The organism is Streptomyces sp. NBC_01317 (genome assembly GCF_035961655.1).
Taxonomy (GTDB): Bacteria; Actinomycetota; Actinomycetes; order Streptomycetales; family Streptomycetaceae; genus Streptomyces.
The window spans coordinates 1,268,358-1,287,890 of the sequence record NZ_CP108393.1 but is presented as its reverse complement, the minus strand read 5'-3'; the positions used below and the strand labels follow the sequence as shown (position 1 = coordinate 1,287,890).

At 72.7% G+C, this 19,533-nt stretch carries 12 protein-coding genes and 1 pseudogene; 12 read left to right on the top strand and 1 reads right to left on the bottom strand.

The window, feature by feature from the left end; all coding sequences use genetic code 11:
* The first annotated feature begins 189 nt into the window (after nucleotides 1–189).
* From OG349_RS05470 to OG349_RS05415, 12 genes and pseudogenes are all read left to right on the top strand, one after another.
* Complete coding sequence (locus tag OG349_RS05470; RefSeq protein WP_327233501.1) at nucleotides 190–1,065, top strand: phosphatase PAP2 family protein; 876 nt, start codon at nucleotides 190–192, stop codon at nucleotides 1,063–1,065.
* Nucleotides 1,062–2,009: pseudogene (locus OG349_RS05465) on the top strand (DMT family transporter); the annotation flags it as partial. The gene OG349_RS05470 and the pseudogene OG349_RS05465, both read left to right, overlap by 4 nt.
* A 2,331-nt stretch (nucleotides 2,010–4,340) precedes the next feature.
* A complete protein-coding gene (gene tdh / locus OG349_RS05460) occupies nucleotides 4,341–5,369 on the top strand; it encodes an L-threonine 3-dehydrogenase (protein ID WP_327238458.1) in 1,029 nt (342 codons plus the stop codon).
* A gap of 45 nt (nucleotides 5,370–5,414) precedes the next feature.
* Nucleotides 5,415–6,608, top strand: coding sequence for a glycine C-acetyltransferase (locus tag OG349_RS05455; RefSeq protein WP_327233500.1), 1,194 nt, complete (start codon nucleotides 5,415–5,417; stop codon nucleotides 6,606–6,608).
* A gap of 675 nt (nucleotides 6,609–7,283) precedes the next feature.
* Complete coding sequence (locus tag OG349_RS05450; RefSeq protein WP_327233499.1) at nucleotides 7,284–8,198, top strand: LysR family transcriptional regulator; 915 nt, start codon at nucleotides 7,284–7,286, stop codon at nucleotides 8,196–8,198.
* Between the two features lie 78 nt (nucleotides 8,199–8,276).
* Nucleotides 8,277–10,043, top strand: coding sequence for an AMP-binding protein (locus OG349_RS05445; RefSeq protein WP_327233498.1), 1,767 nt, complete (start codon nucleotides 8,277–8,279; stop codon nucleotides 10,041–10,043).
* Nucleotides 10,044–10,500: 457 nt separating this feature from the next.
* Nucleotides 10,501–12,858 (top strand): sensor histidine kinase, encoded by a 2,358-nt coding sequence (locus OG349_RS05440; RefSeq protein ID WP_327233497.1) that lies wholly within the window; start codon nucleotides 10,501–10,503, stop codon nucleotides 12,856–12,858.
* Entirely contained in the window at nucleotides 12,855–13,259 is a 405-nt protein-coding gene (locus tag OG349_RS05435) for a roadblock/LC7 domain-containing protein (protein WP_161309228.1), read from the top strand. Before OG349_RS05440 ends, OG349_RS05435 begins: the two co-directional genes overlap by 4 nt.
* 104 nt (nucleotides 13,260–13,363) lie before the next feature.
* Nucleotides 13,364–14,566 carry an ABC transporter substrate-binding protein gene (locus OG349_RS05430; RefSeq protein ID WP_327233496.1) on the top strand — a complete coding sequence of 401 codons (1,203 nt, stop codon included), beginning with the start codon at nucleotides 13,364–13,366 and terminating at the stop codon, nucleotides 14,564–14,566.
* 1 nt (nucleotide 14,567) lies between these two features.
* Nucleotides 14,568–16,646, top strand: coding sequence for an ABC transporter permease (locus OG349_RS05425; RefSeq protein ID WP_327233495.1), 2,079 nt, complete (start codon nucleotides 14,568–14,570; stop codon nucleotides 16,644–16,646).
* A complete protein-coding gene (locus tag OG349_RS05420) occupies nucleotides 16,643–17,422 on the top strand; it encodes an ABC transporter ATP-binding protein (protein ID WP_327233494.1) in 780 nt (259 codons plus the stop codon). Before OG349_RS05425 ends, OG349_RS05420 begins: the two co-directional genes overlap by 4 nt.
* A 10-nt stretch (nucleotides 17,423–17,432) precedes the next feature.
* Entirely contained in the window at nucleotides 17,433–18,161 is a 729-nt protein-coding gene (locus tag OG349_RS05415; protein ID WP_327233493.1) for an ABC transporter ATP-binding protein, read from the top strand.
* 58 nt (nucleotides 18,162–18,219) lie between these two features.
* On the opposite strand, the gene OG349_RS05410 is transcribed toward OG349_RS05415, so the two are convergent.
* On the bottom strand, nucleotides 18,220–19,452 hold the full coding sequence (locus OG349_RS05410) for an FAD-dependent monooxygenase (RefSeq protein ID WP_327233492.1): 1,233 nt from the start codon (nucleotides 19,450–19,452) through the stop codon (nucleotides 18,220–18,222).
* Nucleotides 19,453–19,533 lie beyond the last annotated feature (81 nt).

Sequence of the window (19,533 nt, the reverse complement as noted above, 5' to 3'; positions counted from 1 at the left end):
GTCTCTCCTTCTGGATGCCGGATCAGGTATCGATCCGGGCGTCGATACGGCAGTGTACCGATACGCCACTGTACCGATACGGATCCGTATCGGTACAGTGGCGTATCGATAGGGCGTGGCACGACCGCGTCACCGCTTCAACGCGCCGTGAGCACCACGCCGTGTCGTCCACGCAAAGGGGTCGGGTGAATGAACGCCCGAATTGGGCCCGCCGAACGGAAGCAGGTACCTTCCGCCCGACCGCCCCTCGTCCGCGAGCTGTTGCTCGTCGTCGGACTCTTCCTCGTCTACAAGCTCGGCAGGCAGGTCGCCGACGGCCGTACGGGGGAAGCGTTCAGCAACGCCCACGATGTCTGGAACTTCGAGCGGGCCGTCCATCTGCCGAGTGAGAGCGCCGTGCAGGGCGCCCTGCTGCACAGCGACACGCTCGTCCATGTCGTGAACACGTACTACGCGACGGTGCACTTCCCGGCCACGGTGCTCTTTCTGGCCTGGCTGTACTGGCGTCGGCCCGTCCACTACGTCTGGTCCCGGCGGGTTCTCACCGCGCTGACGGGAGCCGCGCTCGTCCTGCACCTGCTGGTGCCGCTGGCACCGCCGCGGATGCTGGCCTCGACGGGCCTCATCGACACCGGGCAGGTGTTCGGCCCGACGGTGTACGGGGCGAGCCCGGCGAGCGACCAGCTGTCGAACCAGTTCGCCGCGATGCCGTCGCTGCACGTCGGGTGGGCGCTGATGGTGGCGGTCGGCCTCATCGCGGCGACGCGTTCGCGGTGGCGCTGGCTGTGGCTGCTGCATCCGCTGATGACGCTGTTCGTGGTCGTGTCCACGGCCAACCACTACTGGCTCGACGCGATCGTGGCGGTGGCGCTGCTGGGGGTGGCGCTGGCGTTCATCCGGCTGCCGAGGCGGGGTTCGCTGATCGTGCGGTCGTCCAAGGACGGGGCCGCCGAGCCGGCGGGAACGTCGGCCTCGCCCCCGGAGGGGCAGCGAGCCTCCGATGTACCTGGCACATCCGCCGTACCCGACACCGTTCCACTCGTCTCATCAGGGGGCTCACGATGAATGGCGGAACGCTCGTCGCCGTGGCGCTGTCACTTGTCTCCGCCGTCGCGTACGCCTCCGCGGCCGTGGCCCAGGAGCGGTTGGCCGCGCGTACGGACCCGGGCACCGGACTGCTGACCCTGCTGCGGCGCAGCACGTGGTGGTCGTCGGTCGGACTGAACGCCACCGGCGCGCTGTTGCACGTCGCGGCCCTGACGTACGGGTCGCTCACCGTGGTCCAGCCGCTGGGCGCGCTCACCCTGGTCGCGGCGGTGCCGCTCGGCGCGCGACGCGCGGGCCGGCAGGTCAGCAGGGGCGAGTGGCGCGGTACGGCGTTCACGCTGGTCGGCCTCGCGATCATCCTGACGACGGCGGCGGGGACCACGCCGGACGAGACGCTGACCCTGCCGCAGGCGCTGGCCGTCGCGGCGGTCGCGATGGCGCTGGTGGCGCTGCTGACCAGGCCGGCGGGCGCGCAGCCCGGCCTGCGGAACGCGGCGGCGTCGGGGATCACGTCGGGCGTCGCCTCGGCCCTGACCCAGACGGTGACGGTGGCCGCGGCGGCCCGCAGCTCGGACGCGCTGCCGTTGTGGCAGGTGGCGGGGGTGGCCTTGCTGGTCGCGGCGTTCGCCTCCGGCGGTCTGCTCCTGTCCCAGAAGGCCTACCGGGGCGGCCTGGGCGCCCCCCTCGCGGTCCTCACCCTGGCGAACCCGGTAGCGGCGGCCGCCATAGGCCTGACCCTCCTGGGCGAACGCCTCCAGGGCGGCGCGCTGGGCGTGGTGGCGGCAGCGGTGGGCGCGGTGGTGGCGGCGAGGGGCGTTGTCCTGCTGACCCGCACGGCACCGGGGGCGCCGGTGCCGGCGATTTCCGGTGGGCCGGGCGCGCGGCCGGTCCCGGGCGGGAGTGTCGTCCCGGAGGAGCCGGAGCTTTTGGCCACCCCGGACGCCGTGAGGGGCACCGTGGGCCGCGAGGCCGGGGTGCCCGGTACGCGGGTGGCCCCGGTCGCCGGGGTGCTCCGGGAGACTACGGGCGTTGTGGATGCCTCGGACGGGGTCGGGGTTCCGTTGGTGGGCGGGATGTCCCGCGTGCCGGATGAGCCGGTGGCGCCGGGGGCGCCGGTGGGGCGCGAGGTTCGTGTGCCGGACGCGCGGGTGGCGGCGGATGCGGGTACGGGCGCGGGAGCCCGTGCGATCTTGGAGCCCGCGCGCGCTGCGGATGCCCCGGAAGGGGTCGGGGTGCCGTCGGCGATGGGGATGTCCTACGTGCCGGATGTGCCGGTGGCGCCGGGCCCGCGCGTCGGCTCGGAGATGCTGGAGCCTGGGGGCACCCCGGAGGCCGCGGGGGCGCCGGTGGGGCGCGAGGTTCGTGTGCCGGACGCGCGGGCGGCGGCGGAGACGCGTGCGGTTCGGGAGACTGCGGGCGTTGTGGACACCGGCCCGGACGTGCGGGCGGCCTACGTGCCGGACGCGCGGGCAGGCTCGGAGGACCATGCGGGCTCGGCGACTTCGGGTGTCGCGAATGCCCCGGAGAGGGTCGGAATGTCCCGCGTGCCGGTGGCGCCGGGTGCACCTGGCGTCCCGGAGGCGCCGGAGTCTGTGCGTACCCCGGACTCCCTGGAGGCGCCTGCCGGTCAGGAGAGCCGAGTACCGGATCTGTTCCTGCCCGGCGTACCCGCGCCTGCCGCGCGGAGGGACAGTACGCCGTCCGCCGCGCGAACCACCGGGACGGCGTCGTCGCCGGCGCCCCGGCTCCCGGTCCGAACCACCGTGCGTCGGCCGTCCGCCCCGACGGCCGACGCACGGATGGCCGTACGGCCCGAGACGGCTTCCGAGCCGCCCGGTTCCGCGCCCGCGCCTTCGTCCACGGGGCGGATGTCGGTGGTGCCGTTGAGGCTCCTGCACGCGGGGATCCGGGACGTACCGGCGGCGGCCGGGCGGCGCGCGACGGCGGACACCGGAAGCCGGTCCGCTCCGTCCCCTTCGCCCGTCGCCGCCCCTGCGGGACGGACGTTGTCCGGGCCGTCGCGGAACGCCTCCGACGCGTCGGACCGTACGACCGCCGCGCGGTCCACGGCCACGTCGGGCCAAGCCGGTACGACCCCGCCCGCCAGGTCCGCGCGGATGTCGGTGGTGCCGCTGCGGCGACTCCACGTGGTCGCTCCGGACGGCCCACAGGCGCAGCCTGCGGGGCGGGCATCGCTCGTACCTCTGCGGAGCGTGCGGCCCGCCGACCGCGCAAAGGCGGTGGCGTCGGCTTCCGGCGACCGTGTGTCGGACGCACCGCCGGCTGGGCGGCCGCGCCCTGGGGTATCGGATCCCGCCGCGTCGGGTGTCGTTCCGGTCCGGGCGGGCGAGGCAGTGCCGGCTCCCGCCGACCCGGTGTCCGATGCACCCGGCCCGCAGCCTCGCCCGGTGATTCCGGGGACGGAGGGAGTGTCGGCTCCCGTCGGCGGGGCGTCCGACGCACCGGTCCGGTGCTCGGGCCCTGTGGCGTCGGAGTCCGCCGCGTCGGGCGTCGTTGCGATCCCGGAGACCGAGGGCGTATCGGATCTCGCCGATCGGGCCTCCGACGCAGCGGCCGGACGGCCCCACGCAGGGGCTCCGGACTCCCGTGCGTCGGGGGCCGCGGTTGTCCCGGGGACCGGGGCAGGTTCGGCTCCGGCCGGCGGGGTGTCGGACGTACCGGCCGGATGGTCGCACCCCGTGGCGGCGGATTCCGACGCGTCGGGTGATGTTGCTGCCCGGGAGGCTGAGGCAGCGTCCGCCCCCGGCGGTGGCGCGTCGGGCGCGTCCGGCCGGGAGTCTCGGCCCCTGGTGGTGGATTCCGGCCTCGACGGCGTGCAGAACAGTCCGGTTGTCGAACCGGGCGTGGGCGACCGTCCGCAGGACGGGGCGGCGGCTCGTACCCAAGGCGCCGAGGCGGTCGATCGGGCGGGCGTGGGTGGTCGGCCCCGGGGGCGGAAAGGGGCCTCGGCTCGGCGGAGTGCGGGGAGGCGCGTTGCCCGGTTCGCCGTTGCCGGGCTTGCCGTGTGGGCCGTGCCCATGCCCGTCCCGCTGATGCCCGGTGAGTTCGGTTCCGTCGAGTGGCCCGCGCAGGGGCACACCACCGCCCCAGGCGAAGGCGCGCCAGGGCGGAAGCGGTGTCGCGCCGGGGCGTGAAGGTGCGCTGTTGGGCCGGTTAAGAAATCCTCGATGGACTGGACGACCCGCGCTCGGCAGATTGGGGGCGTGAACGCCGACCAGCGATCACGGATCACCGATCAGCTCAGCACCACCCTCACCCCGGGAGCCACCCCCATGAAGGCACTTGTGAAACAGAAGGCCGAGCCGGGGCTGTGGCTCATGGATGTGCCGGAGCCGGTCACCGGCCCCGGAGACGTACTGATCAAGGTGCTCCGTACCGGCATCTGCGGTACCGACCTGCACATCCGCTCCTGGGACGGCTGGGCCCAGCACGCCGTCACCACCCCCCGCGTCCTCGGCCACGAGTTCGTCGGCGAGGTGGCCGCCGTCGGGGCCGACGTCCAGGACGTCGCGGTCGGCGACCTCGTCAGCGGCGAGGGCCACCTCGTCTGCGGCCGGTGCCGCAACTGTCTCGCCGGCCGCCGCCACCTCTGCCGCAGCACCGTCGGCCTGGGCGTCGGCCGCGACGGCGCGTTCGCCGAGTACGTCGCCCTGCCCGCCTCCAACGTCTGGGTGCACCGCGCCCCCGTGGACCTCGACGTCGCCGCGATCTTCGACCCCTTCGGCAACGCCGTCCACACCGCGCTCTCCTTCCCGCTCGTCGGCGAGGACGTCCTGATCACCGGCGCCGGCCCCATCGGGATCATGGCCGCCGCCGTCGCCCGGCACGCCGGCGCGCGCAACGTCGTGATCACCGACGTCAGCCCGGCCCGCCTCGAACTCGCCCGCAAGGTCGGCGCCACCCTCGCCCTGGACGTCACGCACCACGGCATCGCCGAGGCACAGCGCCAACTCGGCCTCAAGGAGGGCTTCGACATCGGCCTGGAGATGTCGGGCCGCCCCGAGGCCGTGCGGGACATGGTCGACAACATGACCCACGGCGGCCGGATCGCGATGCTCGGCCTGCCCGCCGACGAGTTCGCCGTCGACTGGTCGAAGATCGTCACGTCCATGATCACGATCAAGGGCATCTACGGCCGTGAGATGTACGAGACGTGGTACGCGATGACCGTCCTCCTCGAAGGCGGCCTGGACCTGAGCCCCGTCATCACCGGCAGCTACGGCTACCAGGACTTCGACGCGGCCTTCGACGAGGCCGCGACCGCCCGCAGCGGCAAGATCATTCTCGACTGGACCGTCTGAGACGTCCCCCTTCCGCCGGTCCGCCCCGCCTCCTTGGAGTCAGTTATGTTCACGTCCGTACGGGACGACCTCCGCACCACCCTCGACGAGATCCGCGACGCGGGTCTCTTCAAGCCCGAGCGGGTGATCTCCACCCCGCAGAACGCCTCCGTCGCCGTCACGGCCGGCGGCGCCCCCGCCGGCGGGGACGTCCTCAACTTCTGCGCCAACAACTACCTCGGCCTCGCCGACCACCCCGAGGTCGTCGCCGCCGCCAAGGACGCGCTCGACCGGTGGGGCTACGGGATGGCGTCCGTACGCTTCATCTGCGGCACCCAGGAGATCCACAAGGAGCTGGAACAGCGCCTCTCCGCCTTCCTGGGCCAGGAGGACACGATCCTCTACTCCTCCTGCTTCGACGCCAACGGCGGAGTCTTCGAGACCCTCCTCGGCGCCGAGGACGCGGTCATCTCCGACGCGCTCAACCACGCCAGCATCATCGACGGCATCCGGCTCTCCAAGGCGCGCCGCCTGCGCTACGCCAACCGCGACCTCGCCGAGCTGGAGACCCGGCTCAAGGAGTCGCAGGACGCGCGGCGGCGGCTGATCGTCACGGACGGCGTGTTCTCCATGGACGGGTACGTCGCCCCGCTCGCCGAGATCTGCGACCTGGCCGACCGCTACGACGCGATGGTCATGGTGGACGACTCGCACGCGGTCGGCTTCGTCGGCCCCAACGGGCGCGGCACCCCCGAACTGCACGGCGTGATGGACCGCGTCGACATCCTGACCGGCACGCTGGGCAAGGCGCTCGGCGGTGCGTCCGGCGGGTACGTGGCGGCGCGCGCGGAGATCGTCGCGCTGCTGCGCCAGCGGTCCCGCCCGTACCTCTTCTCCAACTCGCTCGCGCCGGTCATCGCGGCGGCGTCCATCAAGGTCCTCGACCTGCTGGAGAGCGCGGGTGAGCTGCGGGACCGGCTCAACGCGAACACCGCGCTCTTCCGTTCCCGGATGACCGAGGAGGGCTTCGACGTGCTGCCCGGCGACCACGCGATCGCGCCGGTCATGATCGGGGACGCGGCGGAGGCGGGGCGGATGGCGGAGCTGCTGCTGGAGCGGGGGGTGTACGTGATCGGGTTCTCGTACCCGGTGGTGCCGATGGGGGCGGCGCGGATTCGGGTGCAGTTGTCCGCGGCGCATTCGGAGGGAGACGTGCTGGAGGCGGTCTCGGCGTTCGTCGCGGCGAGGGCGTCGCTTTAGCCCGCGACGGGGTCGCGCTTCTTGTCCTCAATCGCCGGACGGGCTTGGTTGTGCCCGCTGCGGGCCGGTTGCGTATGCGCGGGTTGTTGCCGGGGGCCGGGCAGGGGTCGTGTCCTGCACTGCATGTTTTACGTCGCGTTCGGGGACTTGTTCAGTTCACCGGTAGCCACGCGACACAAAACACGCTCTACGTTCCGGACACGACCCCTGCCCGTCCCCCTTCCACGCCCGCGTCCAAGACAACCCCCGGCCCGTCCGGCCTTGGAGACCACCGGGGCCACTTCCAGCCCGTCCGGCGTTTGAGGACATCGGTAAGCCGCGCTTGCGTACCGGGCAGGGGCATACTCCAGCCCGTCCGGCGTTTGAGGACGTTGGTAAGCGGCACTGTCCACCGGGCGGAGGCGGGGCTCCCCGGGCGGGCGGGGTCGTTGAGCTCACCCTCGGCGTGAGGGGGGTGGGGTCGGAGGAGGTGCGTGTGTCCGGACGTAAAGCGTGTTTTGTGGCGCATGGCGAACGTGAATGTTCGGGGTTCCTGAGGCGCCGTAAAACATGCAGTCCGGACATACGTACCTCCGCAGGCCCCGCCCCCCGTCACCACGGCAAACCCAGCCCGTCCGGCGATTGAGGACAATCAGTGACCCGCGCCCACCACCACGCGGCCGTAACCTAGGACCCGTGATCGACCCCCGGCGCCTACGGATACTGCGGGCCGTGGCGGACCACCGCACGGTGACCGCCGCGGGCGCCGCGCTGTACCTCACCCCCTCCGCCGTCTCGCAGCAGCTCGCCGCCCTGGAGCAGGAGACCGGGCACACGCTCCTGACCCGCAGCGGTCGGGGCGTGCGGCTGACCGCTGCCGGGGAGATCCTGCTCGCGCACGCGCACGCCGTCCTCGCCCAGCTGGAGCGCGCCGAGGCCGAGCTCGCGGCGTACGCGGGTGGGGCCGCCGGGGAGGTGACCGTCGCCGCGTTCGCGACCGGGATCGCCGAGGTGCTGGCGCCGGCGCTCCGGGAGCTGGCCGGGCTGCACCCGGACATACGGGTACGGGTACGGGACGCCGAGGGCGACGAGAGCCTGCCGATGGTGCTGGACGGCCAGGCGGATCTCGCGGTCGCCGTCGAGTACCGGGGCGCCCCCCGCGAGGACGACCTGCGGCTGTTCCGCGTGCCGCTGTACGCGGAGCCGTTCGACGCGGTCCTGCCCGCCGCGCATCCGCTCGGCCTGAGCGCGCGCGTGGTCCTCGCCGAGCTGGCCGACAGCGACTGGATCGGCCCGTACCCGGGCAATCCCTGTCACGACGTGATGCAGCTGGCCTGCGAGCTGGCCGGGTTCCAGCCGCGCCTCGTGCACTCCTCGGACGACTTCCACGCCGTCGTCGCGCTGGCGGGCGCGGGCGCCGGGGTCGCGCTGGTGCCGCGGTCCGCGCTGCGCGGCATGGACCTGAAGGGCACGGTCGTCCGCCCGGTGGCGGGTCCCGCCGCCACGCGCCGGGTCTTCGCCGCGGTCCGGCGCGGGGCCGAGGACCATCCCCTGATCCGTCCCGTACTGGATTCCCTGGTCCGGGCGGCCTCCGGTCTCACCACCGGTTGATATGCTTGTGGTGTGAATGTGACTTATGTCACTCGTTAAATGTGACCTATCGGGCGTGTACTCCACGTTTACCTCTATATGGCCAAACCAGTCGTGAGCGACGAGATCCACGGACCGGCGATCTTCGGCCTGCGACCCGCCGATGAGCTGGTACGGAAGTACCGGGCGGACGGCGTCTGGCGTGACGTCGGCCCGCTGGACGACCTGCGCCGCTGGCGGGAGCTGATTCCCGACGCGCCCGCGATGATCGCCTACCGCTCGGGCGTGGGGATGCGCAGGCTCACGTACAGCGAGTACGCGCGGTACGTGGAGCGCTTCGCCGGCGCCCTGCACGAGCTGGGGGTGCGGCCGGGCCACGTGGTCGCGATCCAGCTGCCCAACTGGTGGCAGCTGAGCGCGCTGATGCTGGCCTGCGTCCGGGTGGGCGCGGTGGTGGCGCCGGTCATGCCGACCATCGGCGCGCGCGAGCTGGAGCGGACCCTCGCCCGGGTGGGCGCGAGCGTCTGTGTGACGGCCGACCGCTGGGCGGGGACCGAGCACGCGGAGGCGCTGTCGAAGATGGCCGCCCGCCTGCCGGGCCTGCGGCACCGCGTGGTGCTGGGCGACAGCGCCCCGGGGAGCGAGGTGGACTTCGTCCGCCATTTCGAGGAGACACCGTGGGAGCGCCGCCACCCGATGGTGGTGAGCGAGTCGAACGAGGACCCCGACCGGGGCGCCGTCGTCCTCTTCACCTCTGGCAACTCAGGTGAGCCCAAAGGGGTGCTGCACAGCTTCAACACCCTCCACGCGGGCGCGTTCCCCGTGGTCGAGGCGGAGGGGCTCGACACACACGACCGGATCTTCACCCCACAGGCGCAGCCGCACGTCTTCGGGATGATGTACGGAGTGCTCATCCCGCTGTTGGCGGGCGGCACCGCTGTCGTGTCCGACGTATGGAGGCCGCACGACATCCCGGAGATGCTCGTCGACAGCGAGGCCACGGTCTTCGCCGGTGCGCCCTCCTATCTGGCGGCCCTGGTCACCGCGACCGGGAACGCGCGCGAGAAGGCGCCGCTGCGGCTCGTGTTCAGCGGCGCGACCAGCGTTCCGGGCCAGCTGGTGTCGGCGGTGCCGCGGATCTGGGGCGTGCCGCTGCGGACGCTGTGGGGGATGACGGAAGTACCGGGCCACACCTGGACACGCGGGGACGACCCGCCGCTCTGGGGCGCGCACAGCGACGGCAGCCCGGGGCCGGGCCTCGAAATGGACTTCAGACGGAACGATCCCGAGGAGGGGTCCGGGGCGTCCGGGGGCGCGCATGCGTCGGACGGACCGTGGAGTGCCGAGCAGCCCGCTCGGCTGTTCGTACGGGGCGGTGGGGTCGCGCTCGCCACGCTGGGCCGGGACAGCGGACGGCTCCGGGTCGTGGCCGAGCACGACGACGGCTGGTACGACACCGGGGACCTGGCCATCCCCGACGGGCGGGGCGGGCTGCGCGTCATCAGCCGTGAGGTGGACCGTATCGGCGGTACGTTCATGATTCCGGTGAACGACGTCGAGACCGAGCTGCTGGACCACCCCGAGGTCGCCGAAGTGGCCCTGATCGGCTACCCGGACGGCGAGGGCGGCGAGCTGGCCTGCGCGGTGGTGGTCCCGAAGTCACCGACGCTGACCCTGGGGGAGCTGCGGGAATTCCTCACGGACCGGGGCATGACCGAGTGGTACCAGCCGAGCCGCCTGGAACTCATCAAGGCCCTGCCGCGCAACTCCATCGGCAAGGTGCTCAAGGCCCCGCTGCGCGGCTGGCTGCACAGCGAAGGGCGCGGCGGAGGCCGGCACCCGGAGGCTCCCGGCGCTCAAGAGTGACCGGAGGCCCGCTCAATCCGGCCGTCACCCGCGAAACTGATCTAACCATTCCGCAACGAAGCTCTGCGTGACTGATGCTCCGTCAAGTCGGTGCGCGGGAAGGCTCGTAGGCATTCCGGGAACCGTCGGCAGCCACGCCCCAAAGCGCCGCTGTACTGGGCGGGCATGATCTCGGGCGGGCGGCTCCAGTCATTCCGATTAGCCCCCGGGACCGCCGCCATCCGGGTCTCGGCGACCGGTTTTCGCCGTGCGCGCCACGGGTAGGACACACGTTTTTCGGTCGCGCACGCGTTCGTTGCCACGGGCTACGGCCTAGGATCATGCCGCGCCGCTGGCCCCCTCCGCCTCATCCGTAACGATGGGCCAGCGTCCTCACCGACCCCCCCGCCACCATCCGTTAAACAGGTATCTGCATGTTATTGATACTCAGCACCGGTTCCGGCGACGGAGCCGTCCAGTGAAAATCAACCGTCGTCTCGCCCTGCTCGTCACCGCGCCTCTCACCGTGGCCGTCGCCTTCTCGGGACTGGCCCTCGCGCCCGCCGCCAACCAGGCGCTCCAGGCCGACCGGTTGACCGAGATGGTCGAAGTCGCGGCCGACGCGGGGGACTTGACCCACCAGTTGCAGCGTGAGCGGGCGGCAGCCACCGCTCTGGTCTCCGCACAGGGAGACGCGGAAGCGTTCCAGAAGAGTTCCCAGGCGACCGACAGAAGTGTCGCCGCGTTCCGCGAGCAGACCGACCGCCTGTCCGAGGTGCCGGGCAGCGCACAGGCCGCGCTGGACCGGATCACGCGCTTCGTCGACGACCTTCCCTCGCTGCGCGCCCAGGTGCGCTCCGGCGGCAGCACCATCTCCGCCCTCGCCTTCGGGTACCGGACCGTGATCGCCGACCTCAACAGCTACCGCGACGGCATCGCGCAGGCGGACGGGGTCGACGCCGACATCGCGGACCGGATCCGCGCCGCCGCCGCCCTCTCCGAGGCGGCCGAGTACTCGGCCCAGCGGCAGGTCACGGTGATGAGGGCGCAGGCGGCGGGCGGCTTCACCACCGCCTCGCAGCGGACCTTCGAGGCCGGCGGGCTCGGCTACACCGAGTCGATCGGCGTGCTCTTCGACCTCGGCCCCGGCCAGTGGCGGACCTGGCTGGAGCGCACCCTCTCCGGCGCCAAGGCGTTCGAAGCCCGGCGTCTTGAGGACGAGATCGGCCGTACGGGAACCAGCAAGGCCATCACGGTCACTCCGGCCGAGTGGCAGAAGGCCTCCAACGACCGTCTGACACTGCTGCGTTCGGTGGAGAAGCGGATCGACGGGTCCGTCCTCGCCACGGTCTCCGACGCGCGCACCACGCTCGTCAGGACCGCCGGGGCCGAGATCGCCCTGGTGCTGCTGACCCTGGTCGGAGCCGTCTTCCTGGCCGTCCGCCTGGGCCGCGTCATGATCCGGCGGCTGAGCGATCTGCGGAACGCCGCGCACGAGGTCGCCCACACCGGGCTGCCCGCCGTCATGGCCGAACTGTCCCGGCCCGGCGCGCTGAGCGGCGCGACCCCCGAGGAGGTCGCCCTGCGGAGCGGCAACCCGGTGCGGACCACGGGCGCGGACGAGATCGGCGAGGTCGGTGAGGCGTTCAACGCCGTGCACCACGAAGCCGTCCGGCTGGCGGCCCAACAGGCTCACATCCACGAGCAGTTCGCCGAGACGCTGGTCGGTGTCGCGCGGAGGGGCGCGCAGTTGACCACCGTCATGGTGTCCGAGCTGGACACGGTGCAGCGCGACGAGGCCGATCCCGAGCGGATGAAGGTCCTCTTCGCCCTCGACCACCTCGCCATCCGCATGGAACGCAACACCAACAGCCTTCTGGTGCTGGGTGGTTACGGACATGCCCGGGTGCGCTCGCAGGACATCGACTGCTCCAGTGTCATCATGGCCGCGGCCCAGCAGATCGAGCGCTTCGACCGGGTGTCGCTCGGAGTGGTGGACGCGGAGATCGGCATCGCCGCCCGCGCCGTGCACGACGTGGCGCACATCCTGGCCGAACTCCTCGACAACGCGACCCGGTTCTCGCCGCCCGACAAGCCGGTCGGGGTCGCCGTATGGCGGCTGTGGGACCGGGCCGTCGTCCAGATCGTGGACGAGGGCGTGGGTATCACCGCGGAGCGCCGCGCGCGCTACAACGCCGCGCTGCGCGAGCCGCGGACGGGCATCGGAGACGTACGGTCCATGGGTCTGCACGTGGTGGCACGGCTCGCCGCGCGCCACGGCATCGTCGTGGAGCTGTGCGACTCGTCCGGTCCCGGCACCATCGCCGAGGTCGCCCTCCCCGTCACCGTACTGGCCCCGGCCCCTCGGAAGACCGTCCCGCAGCCGGGGAGCACGCCCGGCGGGGACCGTACCGACGGCAGCCGTACCGACAGCCGTACCAACGGTGTGCGGCACGAGGCGCCCCCGCCGGTCGCCCGGCCCGCGGCCGGAGGCAACGGGGGCCGCGGTGGCCCACCAGGTGTCGGCGTCCGCGAGCCCGTCACCGCACCGCCCCGGTTCTCGGTACGCGACGAGCCGGTGTCGCGCATCGCCGGGGTCAGCCCCTCGGGGCTGCCCCTGCGGCAGCGCAACACCCCGCAGCAGTGGCCCACTCTGGGCAAACGGGACGGCACGGAACAGCGTCCCGGTGCCACGACTTCCCGGCCCGCGCCCCGCCGCCGCGACTCCCGGCAGGTCTCCGACGTGCTGGCGGCCTACGCCCAGGGGATCAACAGGAGCACCAACCAGCGCGGGCGTTCCACCGCCGACGACACCACCGAACGGAGCAAGAAATGACCTCACCGGCCGATCTGAGCTGGATCCTCAGCAGTTTCGCCGGACGGATCCCGGAGGTCACCCAGGTGATAGCCGTGTCCGTGGACGGACTGGCACTGGCCTACACCGGTGTGGACCGGGACGACGCCGACCGGCTGGCCGCCATCGCCTCCGGAGTGGTCAACCTGCTGTCCGCGGCGGCCGAGTTGACGAACACCTATCCCGTCGAGCACAGCCTGACGGCGATGGAGGGCGGCTACATGTTCTCGATGGCCGTCTCCAGCGGCGCCTCGCTGCTGGTCACCACGACCAGGGACGCGGACATCGGCGAGGTCAGCTACATGATGTCCGAGCTGATCAACCAGGTCGGTGACTCGCTGTCCCCCCAGGTCCGCGACGCGAACCCGGAGCTTTCGCGCTGACCGCCGGGCCGTTCCGTCCTTACCGATCCTCCTGACCGTCCTGATCCTCCCAACCCTCCAGATCCTCCTGACCGTCCTGCCCGTTCTAATGAGTGAGAGTCCTTATGTTCTTCGACCTGTCCCCCTCGCGCCGCCGCAGACTCCGGCCGGCGGGTGCCGCCGCCCTCGCCCTCGGCCTGGCGGCCGTCACCGGGTGCAGCAGCGACAGCGGCGCCGGTGACACCACCGTGAAGGTCGGCCTGGTGGCCTCGCTGTCCGGTACGTACAAGGCGGTCGGCACCGACCTGCGGGCCGGCTTCGAGCTGTACCTGAACACCCACGACGGCAAGCTGGGGGGACGGAAGGTCGAGCTCATCGTGGCGGACGAGGGCGACGGCCCGCCGACCGCTGTTCCCGCGGCCACCAAGCTGGTCAAGAAGGACAAGGTCGACGCGCTCACGGGCCTCGTCAGCGGTGGCTCGGTCAACGCGGTGCTGCCGCTGATCGACCAGGCCAAGATCCCGTTCCTCGGGTCGAACGGCCGGCCGCCCGTCAAGGACCTCGAGTACGTGTGGACGACGAGCTTCCTCTCCGACGAGCCGGGCAAGGCCATCGCGCCGTACGTCAAGGAGAAGGTCGACGGCCCGGTCTACGCGATCGGCCCCGACTACCAGGGCGGTTACGACGAACTCCGCGGCTTCACCGAGGAGTTCAAGCGCGTCAAGGGCGTACTCGCCAACCCCGACGGCAAGACGGCCTGGACGCCGTTCCCGAAGACCACCAACTTCATGCCGTACTTCGCGGAGATCGCCAAGACGGACGCCAAGGCGGTCTACTGCTTCTACGCCGGCAAGGCCGCGATCGACTTCGCCAAGCAGTACGCGCAGTCCGACATCGCCGACCTCCCGCTGTACACGGCCTTCGTCACCGAGGGCAGTGTGCTCCAGGCCCAGGGCGACGCGGCGAAGGACATCTACTCCGTCCTGAACTACGCGCCCGACCTCGACAACGCGGCCAACCGGAAGTTCGCCGCCGACTGGACGGCCGAGCACGACACGCAGCCCACCACGTACGCGATGGCGTCCTACGACGCGGCCGCCGTGCTGGACAAGGCGATCGCCGACGCCGCGAAGGCCGGTGACGTGACGCCGGGGACCATCAACAAGGCCATCGCGGACCTGGGCCAGATCGACAGCCCGCGCGGGGCCTGGGAGTTCAGCGACAAGGCGCACGCGCCGGTGCAGACCTGGTACCTGCGCCAGGTACGGCCGGACGGCAACCAGCTGGCGAACGTCATGGTCCAGGACCTGGCCACGCTCGGCGGCTGACATGGAACTGCTCGATGCCCACCTCATACCGGCGGTGGACGGCGTGGCCTACGGGCTGCTGCTGTTCGTGGTCGCCGCCGGCCTGAGCCTCGCCTTCGGCACCGCGGGCGTGCTGAACCTGTCCCACGGCACGCTGTACGCGATCGGCGCCTACACGGGGGCCGAGTTGAGCGACGGGACCTGGAGCGGTCTCGCCCTCGGTCTCGCGGCCGGCACCGCGGCGGCGTCCGCCGCCGGGGCCGGGCTGTCGGCCGCGACGGCCCCGCTCGCCCGGCGTGGGCATCTCGCACAGGCACTGCTGACGTTCGGGCTCGCCCTGATCGGCGGTGATCTGCTCATCCAGCTCTTCGGGGCGGACGAACTCCCGGTACGGGTCCCCGAGGCGCTCGACTCCTCGGTGACCCTGCTGGGCCACCGGTACCCCGCGTACCGGCTCTGCTTCATCGCGATGGCAGTCCTCCTCGCCGCTCTCGGTACGTGGGTGCTGACCCGGACCCGGGTGGGCGCGGCGGTACGGGCCGCCGCCGACGATCCGCAGATGCTCGCGGCCACCGGCCACAACCCCCGGGCGGTGCACACCGGCGTCCTCGCGGCGGCGGGTGCGCTGGCCGGGGCGGCGGGTGTGCTCGGGGCGCCGATCATCGGCCCGGGGCCCGGCACGTCCGAGAACGTGCTGATGCTGTCCCTGGTGGTGGTCGTGCTCGGGGGGCTGCGCTCGCTGTGGGCGACGTTCTTCGCCGCGATCGCGGTGGGGGAGGTGCAGACGCTGGGTGTCTCGGTGGCGCCGGACCTGGCGCCGTACCTGCTCTTCGCCGCGATGGCGGCGGTCCTGGTGCTCCGCTCCCGCTCCCGCTTCACGGAGCCTGCGACCGCGCACGGCCCGCAGGGCCCGTCGGCGGACCCGGTGGCCCGGCTCCGCCGTCACCTCGCCGCGCGGCTGCGCCCGCGCGGGGGGTCGCCGACGGGGGCGGTCGCGGCCCCTGTGGCGGCCGCTCCGGTGGCCCCGCCCGACAGCGGCGGCGGTACGTTCACGGCGATCGGACGGCTCACGCGCGGGCCCGCGTGGCGGCGGGCCGTCCCGCCGCTCGTCCTGCTCGGGGTGCTGTTCGCGCTGCCGGGGATCCTGGACCCGTACAGCATCTCGCTGGCCGGTTCCGCGCTGGCGCTGGGTCTGCTCGCCGTCAGTGTCACCGTCCTCACCGGCTACGCCGGTCTGCCCACCCTTGGGCAGACCGCGCCCTTCGCGGTGGGCGCGTACACCACCGCCAACCTCGCGCTCGCCGGATGGACCGTGGGGCCGGTGCAGATCGTCCTCTCGGCGCTCGCGGCGGCGGTCTTCTCCGCGCTGACGGGGCCCGCCGTGATCCGGGCCCGTGGCACCACCGTGCTGATGATCACGCTGGCCATCGGCGAACTGACCGGCGCGGTCATCAACCAGTTCAAGTCCGTCACCGGCGGCGCCGACGGGCTGGTCGGCTTCCCGGCCACCCAGGCGCTCTGGGGCGGCGAGGGGATGACCGGCGAGAGCGACGTCTACCGCTACGCGCTGGTCGTCGCCGCCGTCGCGGTCGCCGTCACCCTGCTCGTGCTGCGCTCCCCGGCCGGGAAGCTGCTGACCGGCACCCGGGGCGCCGAGGCACGGGTGCGCGCCTCCGGGCACCCGGTGGGGCGCTACCTGCTGGTGGCGTACATCTGCGCCGGGGCACTGGCCGGTGTCGGCGGCTCGCTGATGGTCACCGTGCAGCAGTACCTCTCGCCCGCCGACGCGGGCTTCGAGATCGCCGCGTTCGCCCTGCTGGCGGCCGTCATCGGCGGTGGTACGTCGGTGATCGGCGCTCTGGCGGGCGCCGGGCTCATCGTCCTCACCCGTGACCTGGTGGCCGGTTCGTGGCCCGGGCACGGGCCGCTGCTGCTCGGTGTCCTGTTCGTCGCCGCCGTGTACCTGCTGCCGCGCGGTCTGGCCGGCCTGTTCGGCGGACCCGGTGGCACCTGGCGGAGGCCCGCCGGGCCGGGACCCGACGAGGGGTCGCCTTCCACCGCCACGCCCGCCCCACCCCTCGCCGGGAAGGCCGCCCCATGACGCCCACACCGACCGCCGCACCGGCATCCCCGGTGCTGGACCTCACCGGTCTCACCCGCAGGTACGGCAGCCTCACCGCCGTCGACGACGTCAGCCTGCGGCTGCCCGCCGGCGCCCGGCACGCCGTCATCGGCCCCAACGGCGCGGGCAAGACCACCCTGCTCAACCTCATCGCGGGGACGGACCGGCCGGACCGGGGCACCATCGTCCTGGAAGGGGCGGACATCACCCGTACCGCAACTGCCAGGCGCAGCCGTCTCGGTGTCGCCCGCAGCTTTCAACAGCCCTCGGTGATGGCCGAGTTGACGGTCCTGGACAACGTCGTACTGGCGGGCTGGCCCCACCACCCCGCGCGACGGGGCGCCTGGCGCAGCCCGTCCCGGTACCGGCGGCACACCGAGTCGGCGGGCCGCCATCTGGAGGCCGTGGGGCTCGCGGACCTCGCCCACCGGCCGGCCTCCGTCCTCTCCCACGGACAGCGCCGCATGCTCGACCTCGCGGCCGCGCTGGCGGGTGACCCGCGCCTGCTGCTCCTGGACGAGCCGGCGGCCGGGCTGACGGACGGTGACATCGGGCGGCTGCTCGGCGTCCTCGGGGGACTGCCGGAGAGCGTCGCGATCATCCTGGTCGAGCACCATGTCGAGGTCGTCGCCCAACTCGCCACGACCGTCACCGTCCTGGCGGCCGGGCGGGTGCTCGTCACCGGTCCGGTCCAGGAGGCGCTCGCCCACCCCGAGGTCCGCGAGGCGTACCACAGCACCGGCGCGAAAGGATGACCGACCTCCGATGCTCGAACTCACCGGCCTGACGGCCGGCTACCACGGCGGCACCGTCCTGCACGGTCTCGACCTGTCGGTGCCCGCCGGCACGGTCCACGCCGTCGTCGGCCACAACGGAGCGGGCAAGACGACCCTCGTGCACACCGTCGCCGGACTGATGCGGCCCAGTGCCGGAACCGTACGGCTCGGCGGCCGGGACATGACGGGGCAGCCCGCGCACCGCATGGCCCGCGCCGGGATCGGTCTCGTACCGCAGGGCCGCAGGGTGTTCGCCGGGCTCACCGTCGCCGAGCACCTGCGGCTCTCCTACCGGCCGCCGCGCCGCGGCGACACCACCCGCCCCAGTGTGTGGACGCCCGCGCGTGTCCTGGAACTCCTGCCCCGGCTCGGCGAGCGCCGGGGCAACCGGGGGGCGGACCTGTCCGGCGGCGAGCAGCAGATGCTGGCCCTGGCCCGCGCCCTGCTCGGCTCGCCCGGCGTGCTGCTGCTCGACGAGCCGACGGAGGGGCTCGCGCCCCAACTCGTCGGGCAGGTGCACTCGTTGATCGCCACACTCGCGGACGAGGGCCTCGCCGTCCTGCTGGTGTCCCCCAGCCCGGCGCAGGCGGCCGAGTGCGCCCGTACGCTCACGGTCCTCACCTCGGGACGGACGACGCTGCGGCTGGACGGCGCGGATGCCCGCGCCGACGCCACCGCGCTGCACGCGGCACTCGAACTCGCGCCGACAGCGCGCTGAGCCGCCGGGGGCGGGGGCACCCGCCCCCGGCGCGCTCCGGGCCTGCCCGGCCCCTGCCCTACCGGGGCTTGATGCTGTGGCCGCCGAAGCCACTGCGCCGGTCGGATCCCCTGTTCTGGTCCTGCCACCACGCGTCGAACTCAGTCTGTCCCATGGCGGACCAGTCCGGTGTGTTCTCGACCTGCGCGCCGCCCATCCCGCGGGCGAGGGCGACCATGGCCGACCCGACCGGGCCGCGCTCGGCGTCGTACCTCTCCAGGACCTCTTTCCAACTGCTCCCGGCCGCCCAGGCGGCCTCCAGCGCGTTGGCGTCCTGGAGCGCCTTCACACTGCCGGCGCCGATGTGCGGCCGGGTGACGCTGGCGGCGTCCCCGACGAGCGCCATCCGCCCGGAGGTGTAGTGCGGCACCTCCACGTCGTAGATGGGCTGGATGAAGGTGGACTCGGCGGGGGTACGGAGCAGCTTGTCCGCCCAGTACGGCGGGAAGTGCTCGGTCACCAGGGCGCGCAGGTGCGCGGTGAGTTCCGGGCTCAGGCCGCCCGGCGGTACGGAGCCGGGGGCGTCGCGGTCCGCGGTGCGCGGGTCCGGGGTGAGGCCGTCGGCCGGCGGCGGCGTCGTGTAGAGGATCCAGTTGAGCCGGTGGCCGCCCGCGCCGTCCGGGATGCGGTAGGCCATGCAGTGGCCGCCGGGAAAGACGATGTTGTGCGCGCTGCGCCCGTCCGAGGGGAGACCGGCCACGTCCGGAGACGTACCGCGCCAGCCGATGTAGCCGGCGTACGCCGCGCCGACGCCGGGGAACATGGCCTCGCGGATCACCGAGCGGTACCCGTCGGCCCCGATCACCACGTCGAAGTGCTCCTCGTACCCGTCCGCGAGCCGTAACGTCACCCCGTCCGCGTCCGGCTCGACTCCGGTGACCGTCGCGCCGGTCCGGTAGGACACCTCGGCGGGGACCCGGCGGCGCAACTCGCTCCACAGGGAACCCCAGTTGTACGCGCGGAAGGGGAACGGCTGCTCCCCGACCACCCGGCCGTGGTCCGCCGCGCCGTCGCGTGTGCTCCACACCCGCTTGGTCAGTGGTGCCCAGGGAATCTCGGGGGACAGATAACCGGCGCTGCGCAGTTCCTCGTACCGGTCGTCGTGCAGCCCGATTCCCACGCCCCTGTCGCGGAGCCGGTCGTCGGCCCGCTCGAAGACGGTGATCCTCCCGGCCCCGCCGCGCGACGCGGCCAAGGCCGCGGCACACCCCGCTATGCTGCCGCCGACCACGGCGACGCTGCCTCCACGCATGACTGGCCTTTCCTCACTCGCTCACTCGATCACTCGATGTTCCGGTCACCGTTCCGCGCGCTGCCGCGCCGGTGTGACCGT

Excerpts from the sequence above, each read along its gene's own strand:
- OG349_RS05455 (WP_327233500.1), top strand. The coding sequence starts at position 5,415 with ATGTTCACGTCCGTACGGGACGACCTCCGCACCACCCTCGACGAGATC.
- OG349_RS05420 (WP_327233494.1), top strand. The coding sequence starts at position 16,643 with ATGACGCCCACACCGACCGCCGCACCGGCATCCCCGGTGCTGGACCTC.
- OG349_RS05430 (WP_327233496.1), top strand. The coding sequence starts at position 13,364 with ATGTTCTTCGACCTGTCCCCCTCGCGCCGCCGCAGACTCCGGCCGGCG.
- OG349_RS05470 (WP_327233501.1), top strand. The coding sequence starts at position 190 with ATGAACGCCCGAATTGGGCCCGCCGAACGGAAGCAGGTACCTTCCGCC.
- OG349_RS05445 (WP_327233498.1), top strand. The coding sequence starts at position 8,277 with ATGGCCAAACCAGTCGTGAGCGACGAGATCCACGGACCGGCGATCTTC.
- tdh (WP_327238458.1), top strand. The coding sequence starts at position 4,341 with ATGAAGGCACTTGTGAAACAGAAGGCCGAGCCGGGGCTGTGGCTCATG.
- OG349_RS05410 (WP_327233492.1), bottom strand. The coding sequence starts at position 19,452 with ATGCGTGGAGGCAGCGTCGCCGTGGTCGGCGGCAGCATAGCGGGGTGT.
- OG349_RS05415 (WP_327233493.1), top strand. The coding sequence starts at position 17,433 with ATGCTCGAACTCACCGGCCTGACGGCCGGCTACCACGGCGGCACCGTC.
- OG349_RS05425 (WP_327233495.1), top strand. The coding sequence starts at position 14,568 with ATGGAACTGCTCGATGCCCACCTCATACCGGCGGTGGACGGCGTGGCC.
- OG349_RS05435 (WP_161309228.1), top strand. The coding sequence starts at position 12,855 with ATGACCTCACCGGCCGATCTGAGCTGGATCCTCAGCAGTTTCGCCGGA.